The sequence below is a fragment of the Acinetobacter sp. R933-2 genome, assembly GCF_030325485.1.
Lineage (GTDB): Bacteria > Pseudomonadota > Gammaproteobacteria > Pseudomonadales > Moraxellaceae > Acinetobacter > Acinetobacter sichuanensis.
Map to the genome: position 1 here is coordinate 1 of NZ_JACAIJ010000014.1, position 20,398 is coordinate 20,398.

Consider the following 20,398-nt stretch of genomic DNA (forward strand, 5'->3'; position numbering starts at 1 on the left):
CCGAGCTCAATCAAACCATCGATCAGTTCTGCAGGTTGTCCAGCCGTACCAAAACCGCCAATCATGACGGTTGAACCGTCCTTGATTTGTGAAAGTACATTTCCTAAAGGCATTACACTTTTGTCAATCATGTCCATGTGTCTACAGTCAAAAACTTATCATTAGTATATTTAATTCGCCTAGCGCTCATTATCCTATTTCTACAAACAATTTGTTTCCCTTTTAAATACAAATGAACACACTGATCTCCAATAAAATACGCTTTTCACATACAGGACAAAATGCAATGAATTATATTGAGATGGTCAAAAAAGCAGAACAAAATCGTTTCCAAGCATTGATTAATCAGGACTATGTTGCTTTTCAAAACTTTTGTGACCCTGCTCTGACTTATGTGCACAGTAGTGCTCGAGTAGATACACTGCAAAGCTATATGGATAAATTAGAAAATCAGTTTTATGTTTATCAAAACATTGATTATAAAATTGAAAATATTGTGGAATATTCCGATAGTCTATTGGTTTTTGGTGTATTTGAAGCCAGTTTACTATTGCAAGGCGCTCCGATGCAGTTAAAAAATCGAACTTTATCTGTTTGGAATAAAACCACCGATGCGGTTAAATTATTTGCCTATCAACCCACACCGATCAAATAAAAATAGAGGGAAATTCCCTCTATTTCAAAATAGTCATGCTTTAAAATTTCAGTGTATAAGTGGTAAAGAAACGATTTTCCTGATAACTGCCTTGGACATCATTTTTATAATTCAGATTGAGCCATTGGAAACCCAAGCCTTTCAACATACCTTCATTCACTCGATAATTTGCAATAAAATCAAGTTCGCTTTCATCATACCCTTTTTGCCCTTTGATCATGTAGTTTTGTCCATCGACATAACGTGCCATCACGCTTAAACCGGGAAGCAACCAACTGGCATCATGATTAAACGTAAAATGATAGGATAATTCATTGGCTTTGTTAAAAGTACCTTGTGTCCAATTAACATAGCTCAGCACAGGTACAGCCCCATCCAACATTGGAAAATCACTTTTACCCTCTATCTTTTGTAATCCGATTCCGAAAGTATTCGGACCATAAGCGACTTCTTGTAATATACCGAAATATTGGTTATCAATTTTTCCTAAATATTCAGCACCATTTTCAGTCGTATAATAATATCTGAATTTGCTGTTAAATCTTAAATCATCCATCTGTGTCTTATATTGCAGCCCTACAGAATATTGATTATATAAATCTTCCAATTCACTTAAAAAAATCTGAGTTTGTAAGTTCCCTTGCAACGCTTTATATTTTAAATCCAGATAAGTAAGTCCATCTGACTCCTGATTATTTACTGTGATTTTTCTAAATTTCTCTTCATTCCTTGGTGAAAATTTATCTAAATAGCCCACGTCCACTTTGAGTTGCGGATTCAATTGCCCTGAATATAACCAGCCTTGATAAATCGTGAGTAACTGTCGACTATAATCCGTTGTCGCTAAAGGCGTATCTACCCATTGTTCACCCCAACTGATTTGATGTTGCTTGTGTTTTACACCCACTGATCCTGCGATTTTTTTGTATTCAGATGCCTGCTCCTGACGATTTTGATCAAATGGAATAATCATATCATTGCGATGTTTATCTTCACTGAGGCGCTGTGCGTATTGCAATGAACCTGTATACAAAAGTGCTGTTTCATCGCTAAATTCATGTTGACCATTTGCACGGGCAATAACACCTTGACTCCAACTTCCAATCGAAGCTCGATTCGCTGCATCAAAATCACGTTTGGCATATAAATTTTTGAGGGTTACATCAAAGTTGATCTCTTTTGCTGAGGCGTAGTTTGCCCCTGCAGCTATTGCAATGAGCAATAACACAGTCATTTGTTTGTTCATGCTTAATCCATTAAATTATTTTTTCAGTTATTTGATCTTTTTCACAGTCCTGAAACCAACATGACTAATGCCTAAATCAGCTTCTTGTGAATGTCTCGCGGAAGCTCGGTAACGCATGCAGTAATTCGATGCACACAGAAACGATCCCCCTTTGATGGTGTATTGATTAAATACAGGCGCTTCTTCTGACTTTAACTGGTGCATGCCCATATGATCATCATGTGTACCTGTAAATGGACTGTTGGTATATTCCCAGACATTGCCAATCATGTCATATAGACCAAAGGCATTTGCTTTAAAACATCCAACAGGTGCAACATCAGTAAAACCATCTTTGTTGTCATTCTGATAAGGAAACTCACCTTGCCAAACGTTGGCATCTATATGTTCCAGATCTGCACTCACATCTCGTGCCTGAGTAAAACCTTTAGCCGCATATTCCCATTGTTCCTCTGTAGGGAGCTCATGCCCAAGCCAGTCTGCATACGCAATGGCATCTTTCAAGGTAATCATACGCACAGGTTCATTCGGTAAAATCTGGCGACTCGCATTTGGTCCCCAAGGTTTTTTCCAAAATGCACCTTTAACTAATGACCACCAAGCCAATTCTTTGACTTGCCCTTGCGGGGGTATAAATACAGCAGCTTCGCCTTGTTTTTCAGCTTCCGTGATATAACCTGTAGCTTGAACAAAGCTTTCAAACTGCGCGTTGGTGACTTCTGTTTCATCCATCCAGAAATCAGTAACTATTCGCTCACTTTTATATAACGCTCGTTCTTCAGGATAGCTTTGATTGTTTCCAATCTGGAAAGTTCCCCCCGGAATTTTCACCATCCCTGCTTCAGGTTGCTTTAACCAATTGTGCGGTAAACCTGAATATTGCTGGCATTGTATTTTTCCACCTAATGTCACATCCTGTGTTTCTGTAGGTGCCCCACCACAAGCGTTGAGTACCAATGCAACTGTTGGTAATGTGAGAAGTTTAAAAATATTCATCATCCTTGATCTCTATTTTCAATCATTTAAAACACAATACGTGATTTCTGATCAACAGAAATAAATGGTCATTAATCTCTGAAATACTGAGTTTAATGACCATTTTCCATTTTATTTACCTATTATTTACCTAGGTTTTTCAGGAACTCAGGTTCAATACAGGTGTCATAAAAACAATTCATTTGACCATATTTATAACGAACAGGTGCTTCAACCACGCCCACATGCTGTGCATATTTATCCCATTCACTGGCTAAATTTTTCACAATATCAGGATGTTGGTCTGCGACATTTTTGATGAAGCTTTGGTCTTGAGTACGGTTATACAATTCCCAAGTGCCCGTCCCATACGGCGGTGCTTGCATTTGTAAAGCCCAGTCACCACGGTATAAGGCACGACGAGTATTAAACTCCCAACCTAATGAACGTTCAGGTAGTTTTTGCTGATTGAAAATAGGTAGGAATGAAATCCCTTCCAAAGGCAAAATTGGATGGTCATTAAAACTGTTTGGGCGTTGCGTTTTTGTCAGTTCTAACACGCTTGGCACAAAGTCTTTTACATGGACTAAATCAGTTTTAATCTGACCATGCTGCACCATTTTTGGATAGCGAACAATTGCTGGAACTCGAATACCCCCATTGGCAACAAAGCTCTTGAAATATGGCAGTGGTGTTGAAGCAACCTGAGCCCATTGTGGACCTAAGTTTACATACGAACCTTTTTTCCCCATATTTTCAATACTGTTATCAAAGTTCGCATCAACCCATTCACGGATACCATTTTTATCTTCAGTGGTTCCCAATGATTCAGGTGTTGCAGATTCAGCACCATTATCTGACATGAACAAAATAAAAGTATTATCCAATTCACCTGTTTGCTTCAGATAGTCTATAACGCGTCCAATGTTATAATCCAAGCTATCAATCATGGCTGCATACACTTGCATGGTCTTAATTTGATCTGCTTTCTGCGCTGCGGTTAACTGATCCCACGCTGGAAATGCTGATGCAATTGGATTATTGATTTCGGTGCCTTTAGGCATAATACCTAAAGCAATTTGGCGTTTTAAACGTTGGTTACGAATATATTCATAACCTTCTTTATACGAGTTTTTATACTTCGCTAAAAACTGATCTGGTGCTTGTAATGGCCAATGTGGTGCGGTATATGCCAAATAAGCAAAGAATGGCTGATCCTTTTTACGGTCATTTTTCAAATAAGACAGCATTTTGTCTGTATAGAAATCTGTTGAGTAAAATTCTTTAGGCAAGGTCACGTCTTTGCCATCTTCCAAATAGCGTGCTTTGTAGTTACCCGGAAACATTGGGCTTGCATCCATATGGCTTGCACCACCAGGCATTAGACTGAATGATTTGGTAAATCCTCGTGCTTTAGGATTACTGTCTTCTGTTGCACCTAAATGCCACTTACCTGCCATAAATGAGACATAGCCTTGAGCATTTAAAATCTCAGGCATGGTCATCACTTGCTGGTTCAGTTTACCTTCATACCCAGGCTTGCCTTTTTGTTCAGGCTGTAAATATTCAGCCATCGTCCCTAAACCAGCTTGGTGACTATCATTTCCAGTCAACAGCATTGAACGGGTCACAGAACAGGTTGGACCTGCATGAAAATTGGTTAAGATCGCGCCATCATTTGCCAATTTTTTAAGATTTGGCGTTTTGATTTCACTGCCGAATGGCTCAGTATCTGAAAAGCCTAAATCATCCGCCACAATGACCAACACATTCGGTTTTTTCACATTTTCAGCTTGAACCAGTGCGGTACTCAATAAAGTGGGAACAAATACAGCCGCCAATGCTAACTTTTTAATGACCATAGCATATCCTTGATAATGGTAAGGTTTAAGCAAAATCCTTGCTAAACGTCAATGTAATAAAAATTTAAGCAGAACAAAATCGCAAAGAAACGAATTAAATGTTCATATTTTTCGAACAATCTTGTAGATAAATATTGCCATCTTCAACATAAACAGACTCTTGTACTAAACTGTTCGCCTTGCATGGTCCATCGATACATAAACCTGTCTTGATCTCAAACATCGCTGAATGATGGGCACACATAATCCATTGATTATCGTAGGTAAAAAACTGCCCTTTGGCGTTATCCAATTGCACTGAAAAATGTGGACAGATATTATGATAAGCATAAAAATCCTGATCATTTTTAATCAGGACGAGATTGAGCCCCGCTTTCGAGGGATGGGCAACTTTCTTGACAGATTTATTTTCAAAATCATGGACTTGGCATAATGCAATTTTTGCTGACATCACGCCTGCTCCTTTGCCAACACAAACTGATAATCCACTTTGTAATAGGCAGAATTTATATTGAATTTCTGTTCTATTTCCGCTGAATATTCACAACGTTGATAATCAACAACCAGTGCGTCTTTCACCCCAAATACAGTGTCCGACTCCAAATATGGATCATCTTTTAAAAACAAATGCGTGACTAAACGATGGTGATTTTCTGCTGTAATCATGAAATGAATATGCGCAGGTCGCCAAAAATGGCGTTTTGAAAAATTCAATAACTCACCTACAGGTCCATCAGATGGAATCTGATAACTCACAGGAATAATACTTTGTATCGCATATTCCCCCTGAGCCTGACTGTAGAAGATGCCTCTTAAATTTCCCAATTGTTGTGCTGCATCCTGACCTGAATACATGCCATTTTCGGCAGTTTGCCAAATTTCGATCTTGGCATTTTGAATCGGGTTTAAGTCGGGATCAACGACCCGACCTGTGATGAGTAATGGGAGCTGTTCCGTTTCCCTATCTGCATGCTCAACAATAGAAGCACCGTAGTCACGGACAGGCATTTCTGGAATAAAGAAAGGACCAAAAACGGTGCTTGGTGTTTGTTTCTCATGTTGATGATGATTGATTTCATCGACCAACATAGAGACACCCATCACATCAGAAAGCAGAATATATTCCTGACGCTGTCCATGGCACATTTGCCCTGTACGCGTCAGAAAATCAATCGCCATTTCCCACTCGTTTTGACTCAATTGCACATCTTCAATATATTCATGCAACTTTGCAGCCAAAGTCGTGATCAAATGTTTCTGTCGTTCATTTTCAATCTTTGAAAAACTATCGATTACGTCTTGTGTTAACTGATACATATGACACCCTCCTTGTTATGACCGCCAAATTAATTTGGCGGCAATCCTAAATAAGCACGTTGCATTAATTGCTCAAGCTCATCGTAGTCATATGCACGTGGGTTGTAGTACGGGCTGTCACAGACGATTTTCGCCACAGTTTGTGGACCTTCTTCAGGTAAACCAATGTCTTTCAATGCCATTGAAATATTCAGCTTTTGATTCAATTCATAAATCAATTGCCCTACTTGCTCATGGCTTGTTCCGCCCAAAGCCTGTGCCAGTTGCGTCATTGCTGCAACATCTGCATTACGATTGTAATGAACTGAATATGCCAACGTGATGGCATGTGCTTCAGCATGCGGTAAGTTGTAAGTTCCGCCCAAGGTATGACAAATTTTGTGATGAATTGCCATGCCAACAGACCCCAAACAAATACCCGCTAACCAAGCACCATAAGTTGCTTTTTCACGTGCAGCCATATCCGTCGGATCTTGCACAATAGCAGGCAGAGCATCTTTTAAAGCACGGATCGAATCTAATGCCATCAGGCTGATAATCGGGTTTTTATCCTGTGCATACAGGGCTTCCACTGCATGTGCCATAGCATTCATACCTGAACAAGCTGATATTTTTGCAGGCAGTGTCAGTGTTAACTCAGGATCATAAATCACCACTTTAGGCAGAACTTTGATGTCCTTCCCTGTCGTTTTTAAACGATTTTCCGTCATACCATACACAGTCGTCATTTCACTGCCTGCGTAAGTTGTTGGAATCGCCACGATTGGCAAAGCAGTTTTCAAAGCAATCGCCTTTGCCAACCCAATCGTTGAACCACCACCGATCGCCAAACAACAATCTACATTTAAACGCTTGGCTTCAAGAATAGCTTGTTCAGCCACTTCTACAGGTACATGCATAACTGCTTTGGGATAAACACTGACGCAGAGGTTGCCCAGTTGTTCAGCTAATTTTTGACCATCGGCTTCTTGTTCAGGTGTGGTGATGATCATCACAGAACGAAAATTGTATTCATTGAGAATGCTGTGTACTTCTTTGGCACGCCCACGTCCAAAATGGACGTTGATTGGCAAAGCCTTGTAATTAAACATTTGCATTATTCACCTCGCTGAAAATGTGGCGGGATTTTTGCATCGACATTGACCCAGATCGATTTCGCTTCGGTATAGTCATGAATCGCCTCAAAGCCCATTTCACGACCGTAACCTGATTTACCCATACCACCGAACGGACTACCTGGATTCACACGTTTATAACTGTTAATCCAGCACATGCCAGCTTTAATTTTGCGAGCAAAGCTATGCGCACGGTGAATGTTCTGTGTCCATAAACCACTGCCTAAACCATATTCTGTACAGTTGGCAATTTCGAGCGCTTCAGCATCATCTTTAAAGCGCAGTACAGTAACAAATGGACCAAAGACTTCTTCTTGCGCCACGCGGTCAAAAGGTTGTGCTTCAACAATCGTTGGCATCACATAGAAACCATTTTGTAAGGCTGGATCGGCTGGAACTTCACCACCAAGCAGTACTTTACCGCCTTGTTCTTTGGCAATCTGGGTATAAGACAGAACTTTATTACGGTGTGCTTCAGAGGTTAAAGGACCCATTTCTGTATTTGGATCCATTGGATCACCCAGACGAATAGAAGCTGCAAGCTTAATAAATTTTTCTAAAAACGCATCTGCAATATTTTCATGCAAGACCAAACGTGAACCTGCAATACACGCCTGTCCTTGGTTGTGGAAAATCGCCCATGCTGCACCATTCACTGCTGCATCAATATTGGCATCTTCAAAGACAATGTTTGCACCTTTACCACCCAGTTCAAGTTGAACACGCTTTAAGTTTGAAGATGACGCATTGATGATGCCTTGCCCTGTGCGAGTTGAACCTGTAAACGCAATTTTCCCAACTTCTGGGTGTTCAGCTAGGCTTTGTCCTGCTGTTTGCCCATAACCAGGAACGACGTTTACAACGCCATCTGGGAAACCTGCTTTTTTAATCAGTTCAGCAATTTTTAACGTTGAAAGTGGCGTAATTTCTGAAGGTTTTAAAACCACTGTATTTCCAGCAGCCAAAGCAGGTCCAAGCTTCCAGCTAGTAAACATCAATGGGAAATTCCAAGGCACAATTTGCCCAACAACACCAATCGGTTCACGTACCACATAGTTTAAGAAACCTTGTTCAACAGGAATGACCGAACCTTCAATTTTATCGGCAATACCACCAAAATAACGGAAACATGCTGCAGTACGTGGAACATCCAAACGGCGTGAATCACGAATAGGATGACCTGTATCCAAAGACTCTAATTGAGCGAGTTCTTCTAAGTTTTCTTCAATTAAATCAGCTAATTTTAATAATAATCGTCCACGTTCAGCCGCTGGCATTTCAGACCATGCAGGAAATGCATTTTTTGCCGCTTCAACAGCAAGATCAATATCTTCGGCTTCTGCTGCTGCAATTTTGGTAATCAATTCACCATTGGCAGGGTTTAATACATCAATGGTATTGCCACTTTTTGCAGGCACAAATTGCCCGTTAATAAATAATTGATTATTCATATTTAACCTAAATTTTAGAAATGACAGGGCGAGAACACGCCCTGTTTAAATGAGAATGGATAGATTAGAACGCCACTGGATAAGGAGCTAATTCACCTGATGCAAATTTTTCTGGTAAATCAGGCGTTGCATTTTCCCAAACCAATAACATTGAACGTTTAGTTGAATAACCTTGGTGACGAATATTGGCTGGCATTGCACAAATATCGCCTGGCTTCATGACAATTCGAGCGATTGGCGCGCCATCGACTTTATCGCCGATATCCCAAGTGATTTCGTCAGAGAACTGCATAAACCATTCAACACGGTCATTGCCATGGAAAATAGGCAAAATATATTCTTCTGTGGTTGGGCAAAATAAGCTTGCTTTACACACAGAAGTCACCGATGGGTTCCAAGTTACATCCGAACGCGACAAGTATTTAAATAAATTAAAACCACCTAATTGACCTTCAAAACCAGGTTCACAATGAATTAATGGCTCATCTTGATTTACATCAGCAAACTGACGATTGATCTCCAGATCATCACGAAGTGGAGAATCCCCTTCTAAACTTGGCATACGTTTAGTCGCGATACGGTAACGATCAATGGCTTCAATATTTTCACCATTTTTACGACCAAATGCAGAACCAGTTTCTTCAGGTGCAGCAAATGGATCAAAACCTGCATTTACCCAATCATGTAAAATGGCTTTAAAAGTTGCCATGATTTTAGGTGTAGCAAAATTTTCCACATAATCCACGCCAGCATCTTTTAATACACCATTAAAAGTCCCTGCATAAAAATCTACACTACCATAGTGGTTTTGTGTGCCAATGACATGGTCAAAGTTGACCCAGCCGTAGAAAAACCCCCATGCAACATCACGCATAATGGCACGTAAAAAGGCATCTACAGACATCAGGTGAGAATGTTCCTGACCTTTCGCTGCCCATGTGACTTTGGCAAAATATTCATCACGAGTAATAGAGAAATTACCCAGTTTAAATGCCTGATAACCCGTAATAGCATCTTTGCCTGTTACTTCAACTTGATCGATGTGTGCGATTTGATTCATAGTATTCTTCCTTGAATATGATTATTTCAAACAAATTTCTGACCATTTTTCTAATGATAATGGTCCCTTGATTGTTTGGATTAATAAAACAGAAGGATCATTTGCTTCAAAACGATAAGCTGAACCTGCTGGTAAAATTGCTTGATGACCTTTTTTGAGTACAACATAACCCATCGGTGTACCATCAGGTTGTTCACCAGCAAGCTGTGTTCCTTCTATTTCAACATTCACTGTGCTTTTTAGCTTAAGGAAATCAACACGAACTTCTCCATCCATCACCACCACGAACTCATCATGAGAAGCGGTGTACCATACTGACTGACCTTCAGCACGTACAGTTTCAATCACATACTTTTGATTGAGACCTACCACAATTTTGTCATAGGCTGTTGCATGCTCAGCAACTTCAAATACATTTGAAAAAGCGTAATTGGTTGCTTCACCCTGAACAATTTGGATTGATCCTTTTTCGTAGTCTTTCAAACTACCAAATTTTGTTGTGTAAGCAGTCATTTGTTGTTCCCTTTGCAAATTTCCTATTTCAAAATTAAGGGATGTTTAACGAATGAACAATAAGCACTTTTTCGACATGAATGTTCGTTATTTTCAAACAATCAAGCACAAAATATCTTTCTATAATCGATTTCCGAGAAAAACGTAAATGAGTAACAGGAACGCTTACTCATGATCATTAGGAAATACATATGGATATTCAAAAATGGGACACTTCCTATGAATGGAAGATCGTTTTACTGCTGACCTTAGGTTTTGGTTTGGTCGGTTTAGACCGTTGGATCATTGCACCACTCCTGCCTTCAATCATGAAAGACCTCTCCCTTAATTATCAGGATGTTGGTCTAATCTTTGGTGCGTTAGGGATTACTTGGGGAATTTTTTCGATTTTCTCAGGGCATCTTTCTGACAAAATTGGGCATCGTAAAATCTTACTGATTTCTTTAGTGATTTTTTCGTTGGCTTCTGGTTTTTCAGGTGCTGCAATGGGATTGACCAGTTTAATTCTGATTCGGGCTTTGATGGGTATTTCTGAAGGTGCGTTTTGTCCAACCAGTTTTGCAGCAACAGCTGTAGCGGCAAAACCTTCGCGCCGTGGGACTTTACAAGGCTTGCAACAAAGTGGATTTGCATTGTTTGGTTTGGGTTTAGGACCTATTATTGCCACACAGTTGATGTTATTTTTGCCCTCTTGGCGTGAGGTATTTTGGGTTGTGGCGATTCCAGTTTTTGTTCTAGTCATTTTTCTATTTTTCATTTTGCGAGAACCTGAACAAACTCAGGGTGGTAAACTACTTATCACTGAAAAAAAAGAAACCAAACAAGAAAAAGTCAATTGGTATGTAATTCTAAAAACCCGTAATATTCTATTAAGTATGATCGGCTTATTTTGCACCATGTCTTGTGTTTTTGTGATCAGTGCGATGGTACCGTTATACCTAGAAAACTATCTTAAATTGAATGTACAACAAATGGGTTTTGTGGTGTCTGCAATTGGTTTTGGCGGCTTCCTTGGTCAATTCCTTGTACCTGCCTTTTCCGACTGGTTCGGTCGACGTTTAAGTGCAGTATTGAGTTTTCTTGGTTCTACCATTTTTATTGTTTTATTTGCCAATTCAGCAGCATCCATCTCAAGCTTATTTATTTTACTTTTTGCCTTATCTTTTTTCAGTTTAGGCTTAATTGCACTACTTTCAGGACCAATTGCAGCAGAATCAGCACCTGCTGGGTTGGTTGCATCTTCAATTGGCTTAGTCGTTGGTGCAGGTGAAATTTTTGGTGGTGGCATCGCCCCTGTACTGTCGGGCTTAGTTGCAGAACATTATGGAATTCAAAATATTTTTTATCTAAGTCTGGTTGGTACTGTGGTGGGTATGATTGTCAGTTTATTTATCAAAGAAACAGCACCACGTAAAATAGGTACAGCACATCAAAAAAAGATTGAAGAGTCTAATACAGCCGAATCTCATGAATCAGCATAAAATTGAATTTTTCATTGATTGAATCATGGAAATATTGCCTGAACTAATTTGAATTTTAGGCAATATTTCCAACTATTTTCATGACTTGAACACAGCATGATCGCAAACAAAATAGCATACGATATTGTTCTAAATCCAATGCACACCTCTATACCTACGGTACTCAATGTAAAGCTCAAAGATGAAAAAAATTTATGATATTACACAATTGAATCTAGCCGAGTATATCGCTCCGAATGATTGTGTGCTTTGGGGACAAGCACAAGCCGAACCAACGACTTTGACAGAATATTTAATGCAAAATCGAGCACAAATCGGTCGATTTAATGTCTTTTTAGGAATTTCAGAATATCCAACTTGCTTAGCTGAATATTCAGATCAGATTCAATATTCTAGCTATTGTGGTGCTGGATATAATCGTATGTTGGCACAACAACATTGTTTAGATATTCTACCCTTTCATTATTCACAATTACCGACATTGATCGAGCAACAAAAGTTAAAAGTTGATGTGGTTTTAATTCAAGTATCTCCTGCAAATGCACATGGTCAATATAGTTATAGCCTTGCACAAGATTATTTAAGATCAGCAATTCGACAGGCACGTGTTGTTATTGCAGAAGTCAATCAACAAGCACCGTGGGTATATGCAAATGACTACTTAACTGAAGACGATTTTGATCTTATGCTTTATACAGATCGTCCAATTATCTCAAAACGGTTTACCCTAGCTACTGAAACTGAACAAAAGATTGCTAAAAATGTAGCTTCTTTAATCGATGATGGTTCGACTTTACAAATTGGACTTGGAACGATTCCTGAGTCAATCTTACAAGCACTTGACCAACATCAACACTTAGGTATTCACTCAGGAATGATCAGTGATGGTGTTGCACAGTTAATGCAAACAGGTGTCATCACAAATGAGAAAAAGAGTTTTGATTGTGGTCAAACCATCACTGGACTCATTACTGGTTCTCATCAATTACACCAATTTGTTCAAAATCGTGTAGAAGTACAACTCCGTCCAACAGAATATACTCATCATCCTGCTGTTCTGGCAGCAATCAAACAATTTATTGCAATCAATTCGGCTATTGAGGTTGATCTCACAGGGCAAGTCAATGCTGAGGTACTGAATCAAACTTATGTTGGCGCAGTTGGTGGTGCTTTAGATTTTATTCGTGCTGCCAATCAATCACAAAATGGTGCTTCTATTATCGCATTACCTGCTTCAAGTAAAGGATTCTCTAGGATCGTACCACAGCTACAAGGTCCTGTATCAACACCACGTAGCGATGTCGGTTTTATCGTCACTGAATATGGTGTTGCAGATTTACGTGGCTTGTCTATTTCTCAACGTATTCAGCGCATGATTGCTATTGCTGAACCCAGTTTACAAGATGAATTATCCTTTCAGGCTTATATATTAAAACAAGTTAAATAGGATTTAGTTATGACGGACTAAATAAAGGAAAAATAAGCTATTAAATACTTATTAGTGACAGAAGAATGTATTTAGACTAATCTTCAAATTTTGCATTGCAAATTTTATTCTAGACAAAATACATCTTCTATAAAAGTTGAAAAAACTATAGCGCATAAACTCTATAGTTGACTTATATTTATGCTCTTAGTTAAAAATAATATCCAATATTTATATTGACTTGATTTTCCCATTGATTACTTCCACCAATAGCCAAGCTTTGCCCATAATCACTTCCTCCAATATATGGATTATTTTTGCCAAATAACCATTCTGTAGCGATGTAAATATTTTTTTTGAAAGTAAATGCAGACCCAAGCACAAATTGCTGTGAATCTAAGAAATCCTTTTTGGATTTGTCATAACGACTATAATGCCCATAAACATTAAAATCATTAATGTCTTTTATATTTAATTTTGGAATTTTATAATTGATATCAATACTACTAATCACACCTTGATTGGCAATATTAAATGTCCCATCATAAGAACCTAAAGTAGTTTGAGTGAATGGCGTATCAATATGATTATATAAACTAATTAATTTTAAACTAAATCGATCATTATTTAAGCCATAATGTAATCCAATGACTTTCCGTTCACCATTATTTTCATCAAAATCACTTTTTGATTTTAATTTTGAATAATAACCTGACACACCATAGTTTGAAATCCAATGATCAGCTTTTTGAGTATAATTATATTGTACTGCAAGAGCATCTTTCTCTTCATAATGTGTACCATTTTCTAAACTATCATCTGCTGAAACAATCTGATTAGAATAGTAAGTACCACGACTTGTCCCCTTACCTTGCCAAGGATTTGCAGCATAGTAAGCTGCTAAAAATTCATGATTTTCATTTTTATAATCATATTTCACACCTAAGCGATATAAATCCTCAATCCCTGCAATATATGCTATAGATTCAATAACAGTACTCGTATAATAAGGCTGAAAACCAATAGGTACTTGATTTAAACCCACTTGAATGGCTTGCTCTTTATCTACTGTATATTCTAAATAAGCTTTCTTTGTGAAGTTAATATCTCCAATATGATCAGTATAAGTATAAGGGTATGCTCCACCTAATATACGATGTTCAATATGCCCTGAGAATTGATCATAATAAAAATCTAAATTTACAATTGCAGTATCAAAACTTAGTTTTCGAATATCACGGTCAGGATCATAATCAAATCGCATTCGTATAGCACCACCCAAATCTATACGATTTTTCTGTGTTAAACTTTCTTCTACCACATCATCAGCATAACTCAAGCTTGAAAAAAAGCATGAGGAAGCAAATAAGAAAACAGAAGCTAATTTTAATTTATCATCTTTTAATGATAAGTCCGCATATATAAAAAATTTCGATAAAATATCCATACTTAATCCCTAAGTATCTGCATCATTGTATTTTATTTTGACAAAGCTTCGCTCTTCGCCAGAACGAATGTCAAAATTTAAAATTGATTTTAAAAGAGAAATTTCTGATCAGACTGCCCATTCAATCTGATCAGAAAGCGAGTGAGTGTTACTCAACAGGTTTGTCATAAAAGAAAATTTTAATAATCGACAACACTTGCAACATAAATATAAATAGTACGCAGAAACCACCGCATGCAGCTAAAAACTTAATGCCATCAATCCCTTGCTCACCACCCCCAAAAACACTCATAATAATCGCAATTGATCCAATTAATGTGCCCCAAATAATACGTTGATAAGCAGGTGCTTCTTCACCAATTGGTACATCTTTAGTACACATTCCTGCAATAGTGGTTGTTACGCTATTTGCAGCAACAGCATAAGCAAATAAACTAAGTACAAGAATTAATGGCACAATCACTACACCTAGTTTAAAAGGAAGATGTTGTAAAAATGCCCATAAACCAGATACAGCACCATTATCTTTAATAATTTGAACTAGATTTAAAACATTGCTTTCTTGTAGATATAATGAGGTTCCGCCCCAAATTGCAAACCAAATCAAAGCAAAACAAGAAGGTAGAATCCAATTGACAATAATAAATTCTTTTAATGTACGACCATAAGCAATCATAGCAAGGAATAATCCCATCAATGGTGCATACGCAATCCACATTGCCCAGTCAAATAATGTCCACCATTGTGTTAACTCGACGCCACCAATATCACCTGGATCTAATCCCCATAAAAAGAAGTTATCTAACCATACAGCCATTCCAGCTGTTGAGGTTTTTAGAATATAAATCGTTGGACCTGTAATAAATAAAAGAATAAGTAAGAAATATAAAACTTTTGATTTTATATTTGCTAAAACTTTAAAACCTTTATCTAGTCCTAAATAAGATGAGAATGTGAATAACGCTGTTGTCATTACACCTAATACAACAAATACTGTCGTTGTAATATGAATGCCATAAGCAATTTTCAAACCTGTAGCAACAACTGTTAAACCTGTTCCTAAACCTGATGCAAGAGCAAGTACAATCGCTAATGTAGAAAATACATCAATAAAATTTGCCACAAATTTATTTTGGGCATATTGACCTAATATCGGCTCTAAAGTCGCAGATACTGTCAATCCACGCTTTTTATTGAAATACATATAAGCAGCGATTAAGCCTGATAAGGTATACATTGCATAAGGAATAAAACCCCAATTATAAAATGAACGACCTAATGCCCAAATAGCAGCATAATGCGTATGAGGTTCAACAGGTACATGATTCAACTCACCATAAATATTACCAAAATAAATAATTGGCTCATTTGCACCATAAGTAATTAAACCTGTTGCAATACCACTACTCAATGCCATTGCAAACCAGCGCCCAAAACTCATGTTGGCTTGGGCATCTTTACCGCCAATACGTAGGTTTCCATAACGCGATATCATTATTACACCCACTAAAATAAGAGCAATAATTGAAATCCATTGATATAACCAGCCAAAACTTTGCAACGACCAATTAAAAAAATCTTTGGTTAAGGCAATCAACATTTCACTATGAAAAATACCTAAAATCACCGCAGAAAAAACAAATAAAAACATTGGAGCAAAGACCCCCCAACGTATCGTTTTTTCCTCTTTTTTTACATCTTCCATATACTCATCCTTTTGTATCTAGTGGCAGTAAGTCCATTAAAAAATCTAGATCGCATGCTGATGAAATCTTTTCATCCTCTAAGCCATACAAAAGATCATTTACAAACTTTAGATATAGCTAAACCATTCAATTTATCCATATATGGATTTTTAAAATAAAAATATTCCTTAGCTCCCTATTCCAAGCTAATTTCATCCATAGAAAATGATTGGTTTTTACATACTGAACACTACATGATTTAACATGTATATACAACATAATAAATTTCTTTTGAAATTAGTAGTTTTTTTTGAACGATTTTTACGTTTTTTATTGATTTTTTAAGTGGAAAAACATATAAAAAATATCATTTAAAATATTTATTTTTAAAAAACATGTGTTTATAAAAATTAAAAACAAAGATTCAATTCGCTTAAAAAACAAATATAAACTAAAGTTTTATACGATTAGCTCATATATCAGCTTTATTGCAGAAAGCTTTCAAAGCTAAACTACTTTTTAATTACTCAAATTTAAGTAGCAACTTGAGCATAGAATTAAGTTCATTTTATAAACTTATTGAGTATGACCAAACATACATGTGTTATTAAATTGACGATCAAAATTCTTAGTTTTGATTTATAAGCTTCATCTGTATCGATTATATCTAGCATACTATCTAATCCAATCCACACAGTTTAATCAGCGCTTAAACAAGCTATTATGCATAAAAAATAAAGTCGAAACTAAATATTTGATCATCTACAACCTTGCATGCTGTCTTAGAATAGGTTTACTTTTATTGATATTTGCCTGATAGCCAAAAATACCCTTGAGTCTTAGGCTCAATGAAGTATTTATTCGATTAATTAATGCTAGATCATAAGAGAAACTATTGATTAGATTTTGGATATAGGCTTTTCATTTGGAAATGATATTGATAAATAAATCTTCAATGATAACTTTATACAAAAAATTGCTATAACAATAAAAAAATAGGGATACATTTGTATCCCTATGAAATAAAAAATTTATGTCGTGATTTTTTACTGATCAAACCATAATACTTAATTTAGCTCACCAATCACATTTTCTACAATCGAAACTAAAGTCCCATTATGAATCATGCTTTTGATCTCTGTTATAAACTGAAAAATATAGACATCTTTTTCTGGAACTTGAATCGTTTTTTGTAATTCAGCAAGAATTTTTTCAACTGCTAAACTATGCTTCTTATTTCCCAATAAAAATTGCTGGCTATAATAGGCAGATAACAACTCAATTGCCAAAATATATTCAAGCTTATCAACAACAGAAATCGCTTTTTTAGAGGCATTATATCCCATTGCCACATAATCTTCTTGATTACCACAAGTCGGTGTATTATCAATTGTCGCAGGATGAGATAATATACGCATATCATTTAATAATGCCGCTTGTGTATATTGCGGAATCATCAAACCAGAATTTAAACCAGGTTGTTTAATTAAAAAAGATGGAAAACCAGATAAACTACCATCAATTAAACGATTATTACGACGCTCAGACATTTTTGCTAAATTTGTCGCTGCGATGGCTGCTGTGTCCATCGCTAGCCCCACATACGATGAATCTGGATTACAAGCAGAAATAATTTCTTTTTGATCTAAATCTAAGTCATACCAGACAATTGGATTATCACAGCAAGCATTCATCTCAATTTCGATCGTCACCAAAGCATCATTTAAGACTTTTTTAGCTGCACCATGCAACTGTGGAATACATCTGAGCGATAGTGCATCTTGCAATTTTATAGGATGACGTTGTAATGCCAGTTCTGAATCTTTAAGTAAACGACGAATATTTGAAGCAGTTTTGGCTTGCTCTGGATGCGGACGCACATTCATAACACGCTCATCAAATGCAACTAAAATCCCTTCTAATGACTCCAAAGTTAAAGCTGCAATAATATCAGCCGATTTAGCTGCATTTTGCATATCATATAAAGCTAAAGCGCCTAGTGCAGTTGTTGAGGTCGTTCCAGAAATCAGCGCCAAACCCTCTTTCGCATGTAGTTGAATAGGCTGAATATTCTCTGCTTGTAATACTTCGACTGCGGTGCATAATTTTCCTTGATAAAAAATACGCCCACGACCTATCAAAGTCAGTGCAAAATGTGCTTCAGGTGCTAAATATCCGACTGAACCTTCTTTTGGCATCCAAGGAATGAGATTTAAATTTAAAAATTGACGAATCATTTCCAAAACTTCGAAACGGACACCGCTATAACCTTGCCCTAAGTTTTGCAAAATCATAAGCATACAAGCACGCGCTTGCTCTTCATTCAGCGGATCTCCAACTGAAACTGCGTGTGATAGAATTAGATTTTCTTGTAATTCAGCGGTTTGCTCTTGTGAAATTTTCTCTGAACATAAAGCACCAAAACCTGTTGTAATCCCATACATCAACTCATCACTTGCCATCATTTCTTCAAGAACTTCACGTGATTTTTTTACACGTTTGACATACTGTTCTGAGAATTCGATCTGCTTTTTAAAGCGAGCGATTTCAATAAACGTGTTTATATCAATTTTATCGCCTAATTGTATGTTCATATTTTCGTCCTGATGTTCAAATTTTACATTCGTAAAGTCCATGAATTTCCATTTTCATGTGATTTCAATAGAAAAAAGTCCTTTACTTTTTGTATATTCTTCTCTTTTTCTAACAAAAACTAGAAGAAACGGTTTGTTTTCTACTCTCTTAAAGAGGAATTAAGAAAAAAACTATTAACTCCCTATTTTTTAAAAAATAAGGAGTTAGGGAGAGTTTTTAAATTACATCCAAGTCATTAACCTGGATAAATACCGCGTTCTTTACGCGCACGTAGAATACGTTCACATGCCAAAATATAGGCTGCTGTCCGTAGACTACACACTTTTTCATTTGCAGCTTTCCAGACATCATTCACTGCTTGAATCATCAACTTATCCAGACGTTGATTAATTTCTTCTTCAGACCAGAACAAACTTGCCATGTCCTGAACCCATTCAAAATAACTCACAGTCACACCACCCGCATTACAAATTACGTCAGGTACAACAGTGATACCTCGTTCAATTAAAATGTCATCTGCATCTAAATACGTCGGACCATTTGCACCTTCAAGCACTAATTTTGCAGACAGTTTTTTTGCTCTTTCAACAGTAATTTGACCTTCTAATGCTGCTGGAATAAGAATATCCATTTCAACATCCCAAAAATGATCATTACTGATTGCTTCTGCACCCACAAAGCCAGCTACGCCTTGATGTTCTGCTAAATGCAATTTTAATGCCTCAACATCCATACCTTCAGGCTGAAAAATCGTTCCTGTATGATCTTGAATAGCAACAATTTTTGATTTTGCATTTGCAAATAAATAAGCTGCTTCACTACCGACATTACCAAAACCTTGTACAGCAACTTTTGCGCCTTCCAAAGGTAATTTGATTTTTTGTGCAACTTGTTGACCTGTAATAAACACACCTCGACCAGTGGCTTTAATACGCCCTAATGAACCACCTAAATGTACAGGCTTGCCCGTCACAACACCAGTCACTGTATGACCTTGACCTGATGAATAGGTATCCATAATCCAACCCATAACATTAGGATTAGTTCCTACATCTGGTGCAGGAATATCTTTTTGTGGACCAATAATATGACCAATTTCACTGGTATAACGACGCGTCAAGCGCTCAAGTTCACGTGGTGATAATGATCGAGGATCAACACGAATACCACCTTTTGCGCCACCAAATGGTAAGTTTAGCGCAGCGGTCTTGATCGTCATCCAAGCAGATAATGCCATCACTTCATTTAAATCTACATCTGGATGATAACGAATCCCACCCTTACCTGGTCCACGAGATAAATTGTGCTGCACACGATAACCTTCAAAATGGCGAATTGTGCCATCATCCATCACAATGGGCACATCTACAATCAAAGCGCGTTTTGGGCGCTTTAAAGTATTGATATAGTCTTTGAGATGTTCCAAATATGGTGCAACACGATCAACTTGTGCCAAATATGTTTGCCATGCACCATTACTTTCTGGAACATACGATAAATTAGACATGCTTCATCCTTGTGAAATTATTTTATGAGCTTTTTACACCGATTTTTCATCTATTTTAATAAA

General features: G+C 37.2%; 17 protein-coding genes. 3 read left to right on the plus strand and 14 right to left on the minus strand.

What is annotated here, in order from left to right:
• Positions 1-131: CoA-transferase (locus tag HX005_RS15250; RefSeq protein ID WP_286378070.1), on the minus strand; the 131-nt coding region annotated here is incomplete at its 3' end.
• Positions 132-286: 155 nt separating this feature from the next.
• Between HX005_RS15250 and HX005_RS15255 the strand changes: the two genes are divergently transcribed.
• On the plus strand, positions 287-655 hold the full coding sequence (locus HX005_RS15255) for a nuclear transport factor 2 family protein (RefSeq protein WP_286378004.1): 369 nt from the start codon (positions 287-289) through the stop codon (positions 653-655).
• 40 nt (positions 656-695) lie between these two features.
• Here HX005_RS15255 and HX005_RS15260 read toward each other — a convergent pair whose 3' ends face one another.
• The 9 genes from HX005_RS15260 to HX005_RS15300 form a co-directional block, all read right to left on the minus strand.
• The gene (locus HX005_RS15260; protein ID WP_286378005.1) at positions 696-1,901 is read right to left on the minus strand and encodes an OprD family outer membrane porin; all 1,206 of its coding nucleotides are present in this window, start codon (positions 1,899-1,901) and stop codon (positions 696-698) included.
• Between the two features lie 27 nt (positions 1,902-1,928).
• Positions 1,929-2,897 (minus strand): formylglycine-generating enzyme family protein, encoded by a 969-nt coding sequence (locus tag HX005_RS15265; RefSeq protein WP_502872755.1) that lies wholly within the window; start codon positions 2,895-2,897, stop codon positions 1,929-1,931.
• Between the two features lie 122 nt (positions 2,898-3,019).
• The gene (locus HX005_RS15270) at positions 3,020-4,738 is read right to left on the minus strand and encodes an arylsulfatase (protein ID WP_286378007.1); all 1,719 of its coding nucleotides are present in this window, start codon (positions 4,736-4,738) and stop codon (positions 3,020-3,022) included.
• A gap of 94 nt (positions 4,739-4,832) precedes the next feature.
• Entirely contained in the window at positions 4,833-5,189 is a 357-nt protein-coding gene (locus tag HX005_RS15275; protein WP_286378008.1) for a Rieske (2Fe-2S) protein, read from the minus strand.
• Entirely contained in the window at positions 5,189-6,055 is an 867-nt protein-coding gene (locus tag HX005_RS15280; RefSeq protein WP_286378009.1) for a dioxygenase family protein, read from the minus strand. Before HX005_RS15280 ends, HX005_RS15275 begins: the two co-directional genes overlap by 1 nt.
• 29 nt (positions 6,056-6,084) lie before the next feature.
• Positions 6,085-7,152 carry a maleylacetate reductase gene (locus tag HX005_RS15285; protein ID WP_353621999.1) on the minus strand — a complete coding sequence of 356 codons (1,068 nt, stop codon included), beginning with the start codon at positions 7,150-7,152 and terminating at the stop codon, positions 6,085-6,087.
• Entirely contained in the window at positions 7,152-8,621 is a 1,470-nt protein-coding gene (locus HX005_RS15290; protein ID WP_286378011.1) for an aldehyde dehydrogenase family protein, read from the minus strand. The genes HX005_RS15285 and HX005_RS15290 overlap by 1 nt, the downstream gene beginning before the upstream one ends.
• A gap of 64 nt (positions 8,622-8,685) precedes the next feature.
• Complete coding sequence (locus HX005_RS15295; protein WP_286378012.1) at positions 8,686-9,681, minus strand: hydroxyquinol 1,2-dioxygenase; 996 nt, start codon at positions 9,679-9,681, stop codon at positions 8,686-8,688.
• A gap of 21 nt (positions 9,682-9,702) precedes the next feature.
• A complete protein-coding gene (locus HX005_RS15300; RefSeq protein WP_286378013.1) occupies positions 9,703-10,194 on the minus strand; it encodes a cupin domain-containing protein in 492 nt (163 codons plus the stop codon).
• Positions 10,195-10,385: 191 nt separating this feature from the next.
• Here HX005_RS15300 and HX005_RS15305 point away from each other — a divergent pair, with 191 nt between their 5' ends.
• Both HX005_RS15305 and HX005_RS15310 read left to right on the plus strand, forming a co-directional pair.
• Positions 10,386-11,675: an MFS transporter gene (locus HX005_RS15305; protein WP_286378014.1), complete on the plus strand. Its 1,290-nt coding sequence runs from the start codon at positions 10,386-10,388 to the stop codon at positions 11,673-11,675.
• A 181-nt stretch (positions 11,676-11,856) separates the two neighbouring features.
• Complete coding sequence (locus tag HX005_RS15310) at positions 11,857-13,122, plus strand: acetyl-CoA hydrolase/transferase family protein (RefSeq protein WP_286378015.1); 1,266 nt, start codon at positions 11,857-11,859, stop codon at positions 13,120-13,122.
• Positions 13,123-13,312: 190 nt separating this feature from the next.
• Here the strand turns inward: HX005_RS15310 and HX005_RS15315 are convergent, their stop codons facing one another.
• The 4 genes from HX005_RS15315 to HX005_RS15330 form a co-directional block, all read right to left on the minus strand.
• Positions 13,313-14,548 (minus strand): hypothetical protein, encoded by a 1,236-nt coding sequence (locus tag HX005_RS15315; protein WP_286378016.1) that lies wholly within the window; start codon positions 14,546-14,548, stop codon positions 13,313-13,315.
• A gap of 148 nt (positions 14,549-14,696) precedes the next feature.
• Positions 14,697-16,253: a BCCT family transporter gene (locus HX005_RS15320; protein ID WP_286378017.1), complete on the minus strand. Its 1,557-nt coding sequence runs from the start codon at positions 16,251-16,253 to the stop codon at positions 14,697-14,699.
• A gap of 1,047 nt (positions 16,254-17,300) precedes the next feature.
• Entirely contained in the window at positions 17,301-18,827 is a 1,527-nt protein-coding gene (locus HX005_RS15325; protein ID WP_286378018.1) for an HAL/PAL/TAL family ammonia-lyase, read from the minus strand.
• A 236-nt stretch (positions 18,828-19,063) separates the two neighbouring features.
• Positions 19,064-20,335: a Glu/Leu/Phe/Val family dehydrogenase gene (locus HX005_RS15330; RefSeq protein WP_286378019.1), complete on the minus strand. Its 1,272-nt coding sequence runs from the start codon at positions 20,333-20,335 to the stop codon at positions 19,064-19,066.
• Between the last annotated feature and the right edge of the window lie 63 nt (positions 20,336-20,398).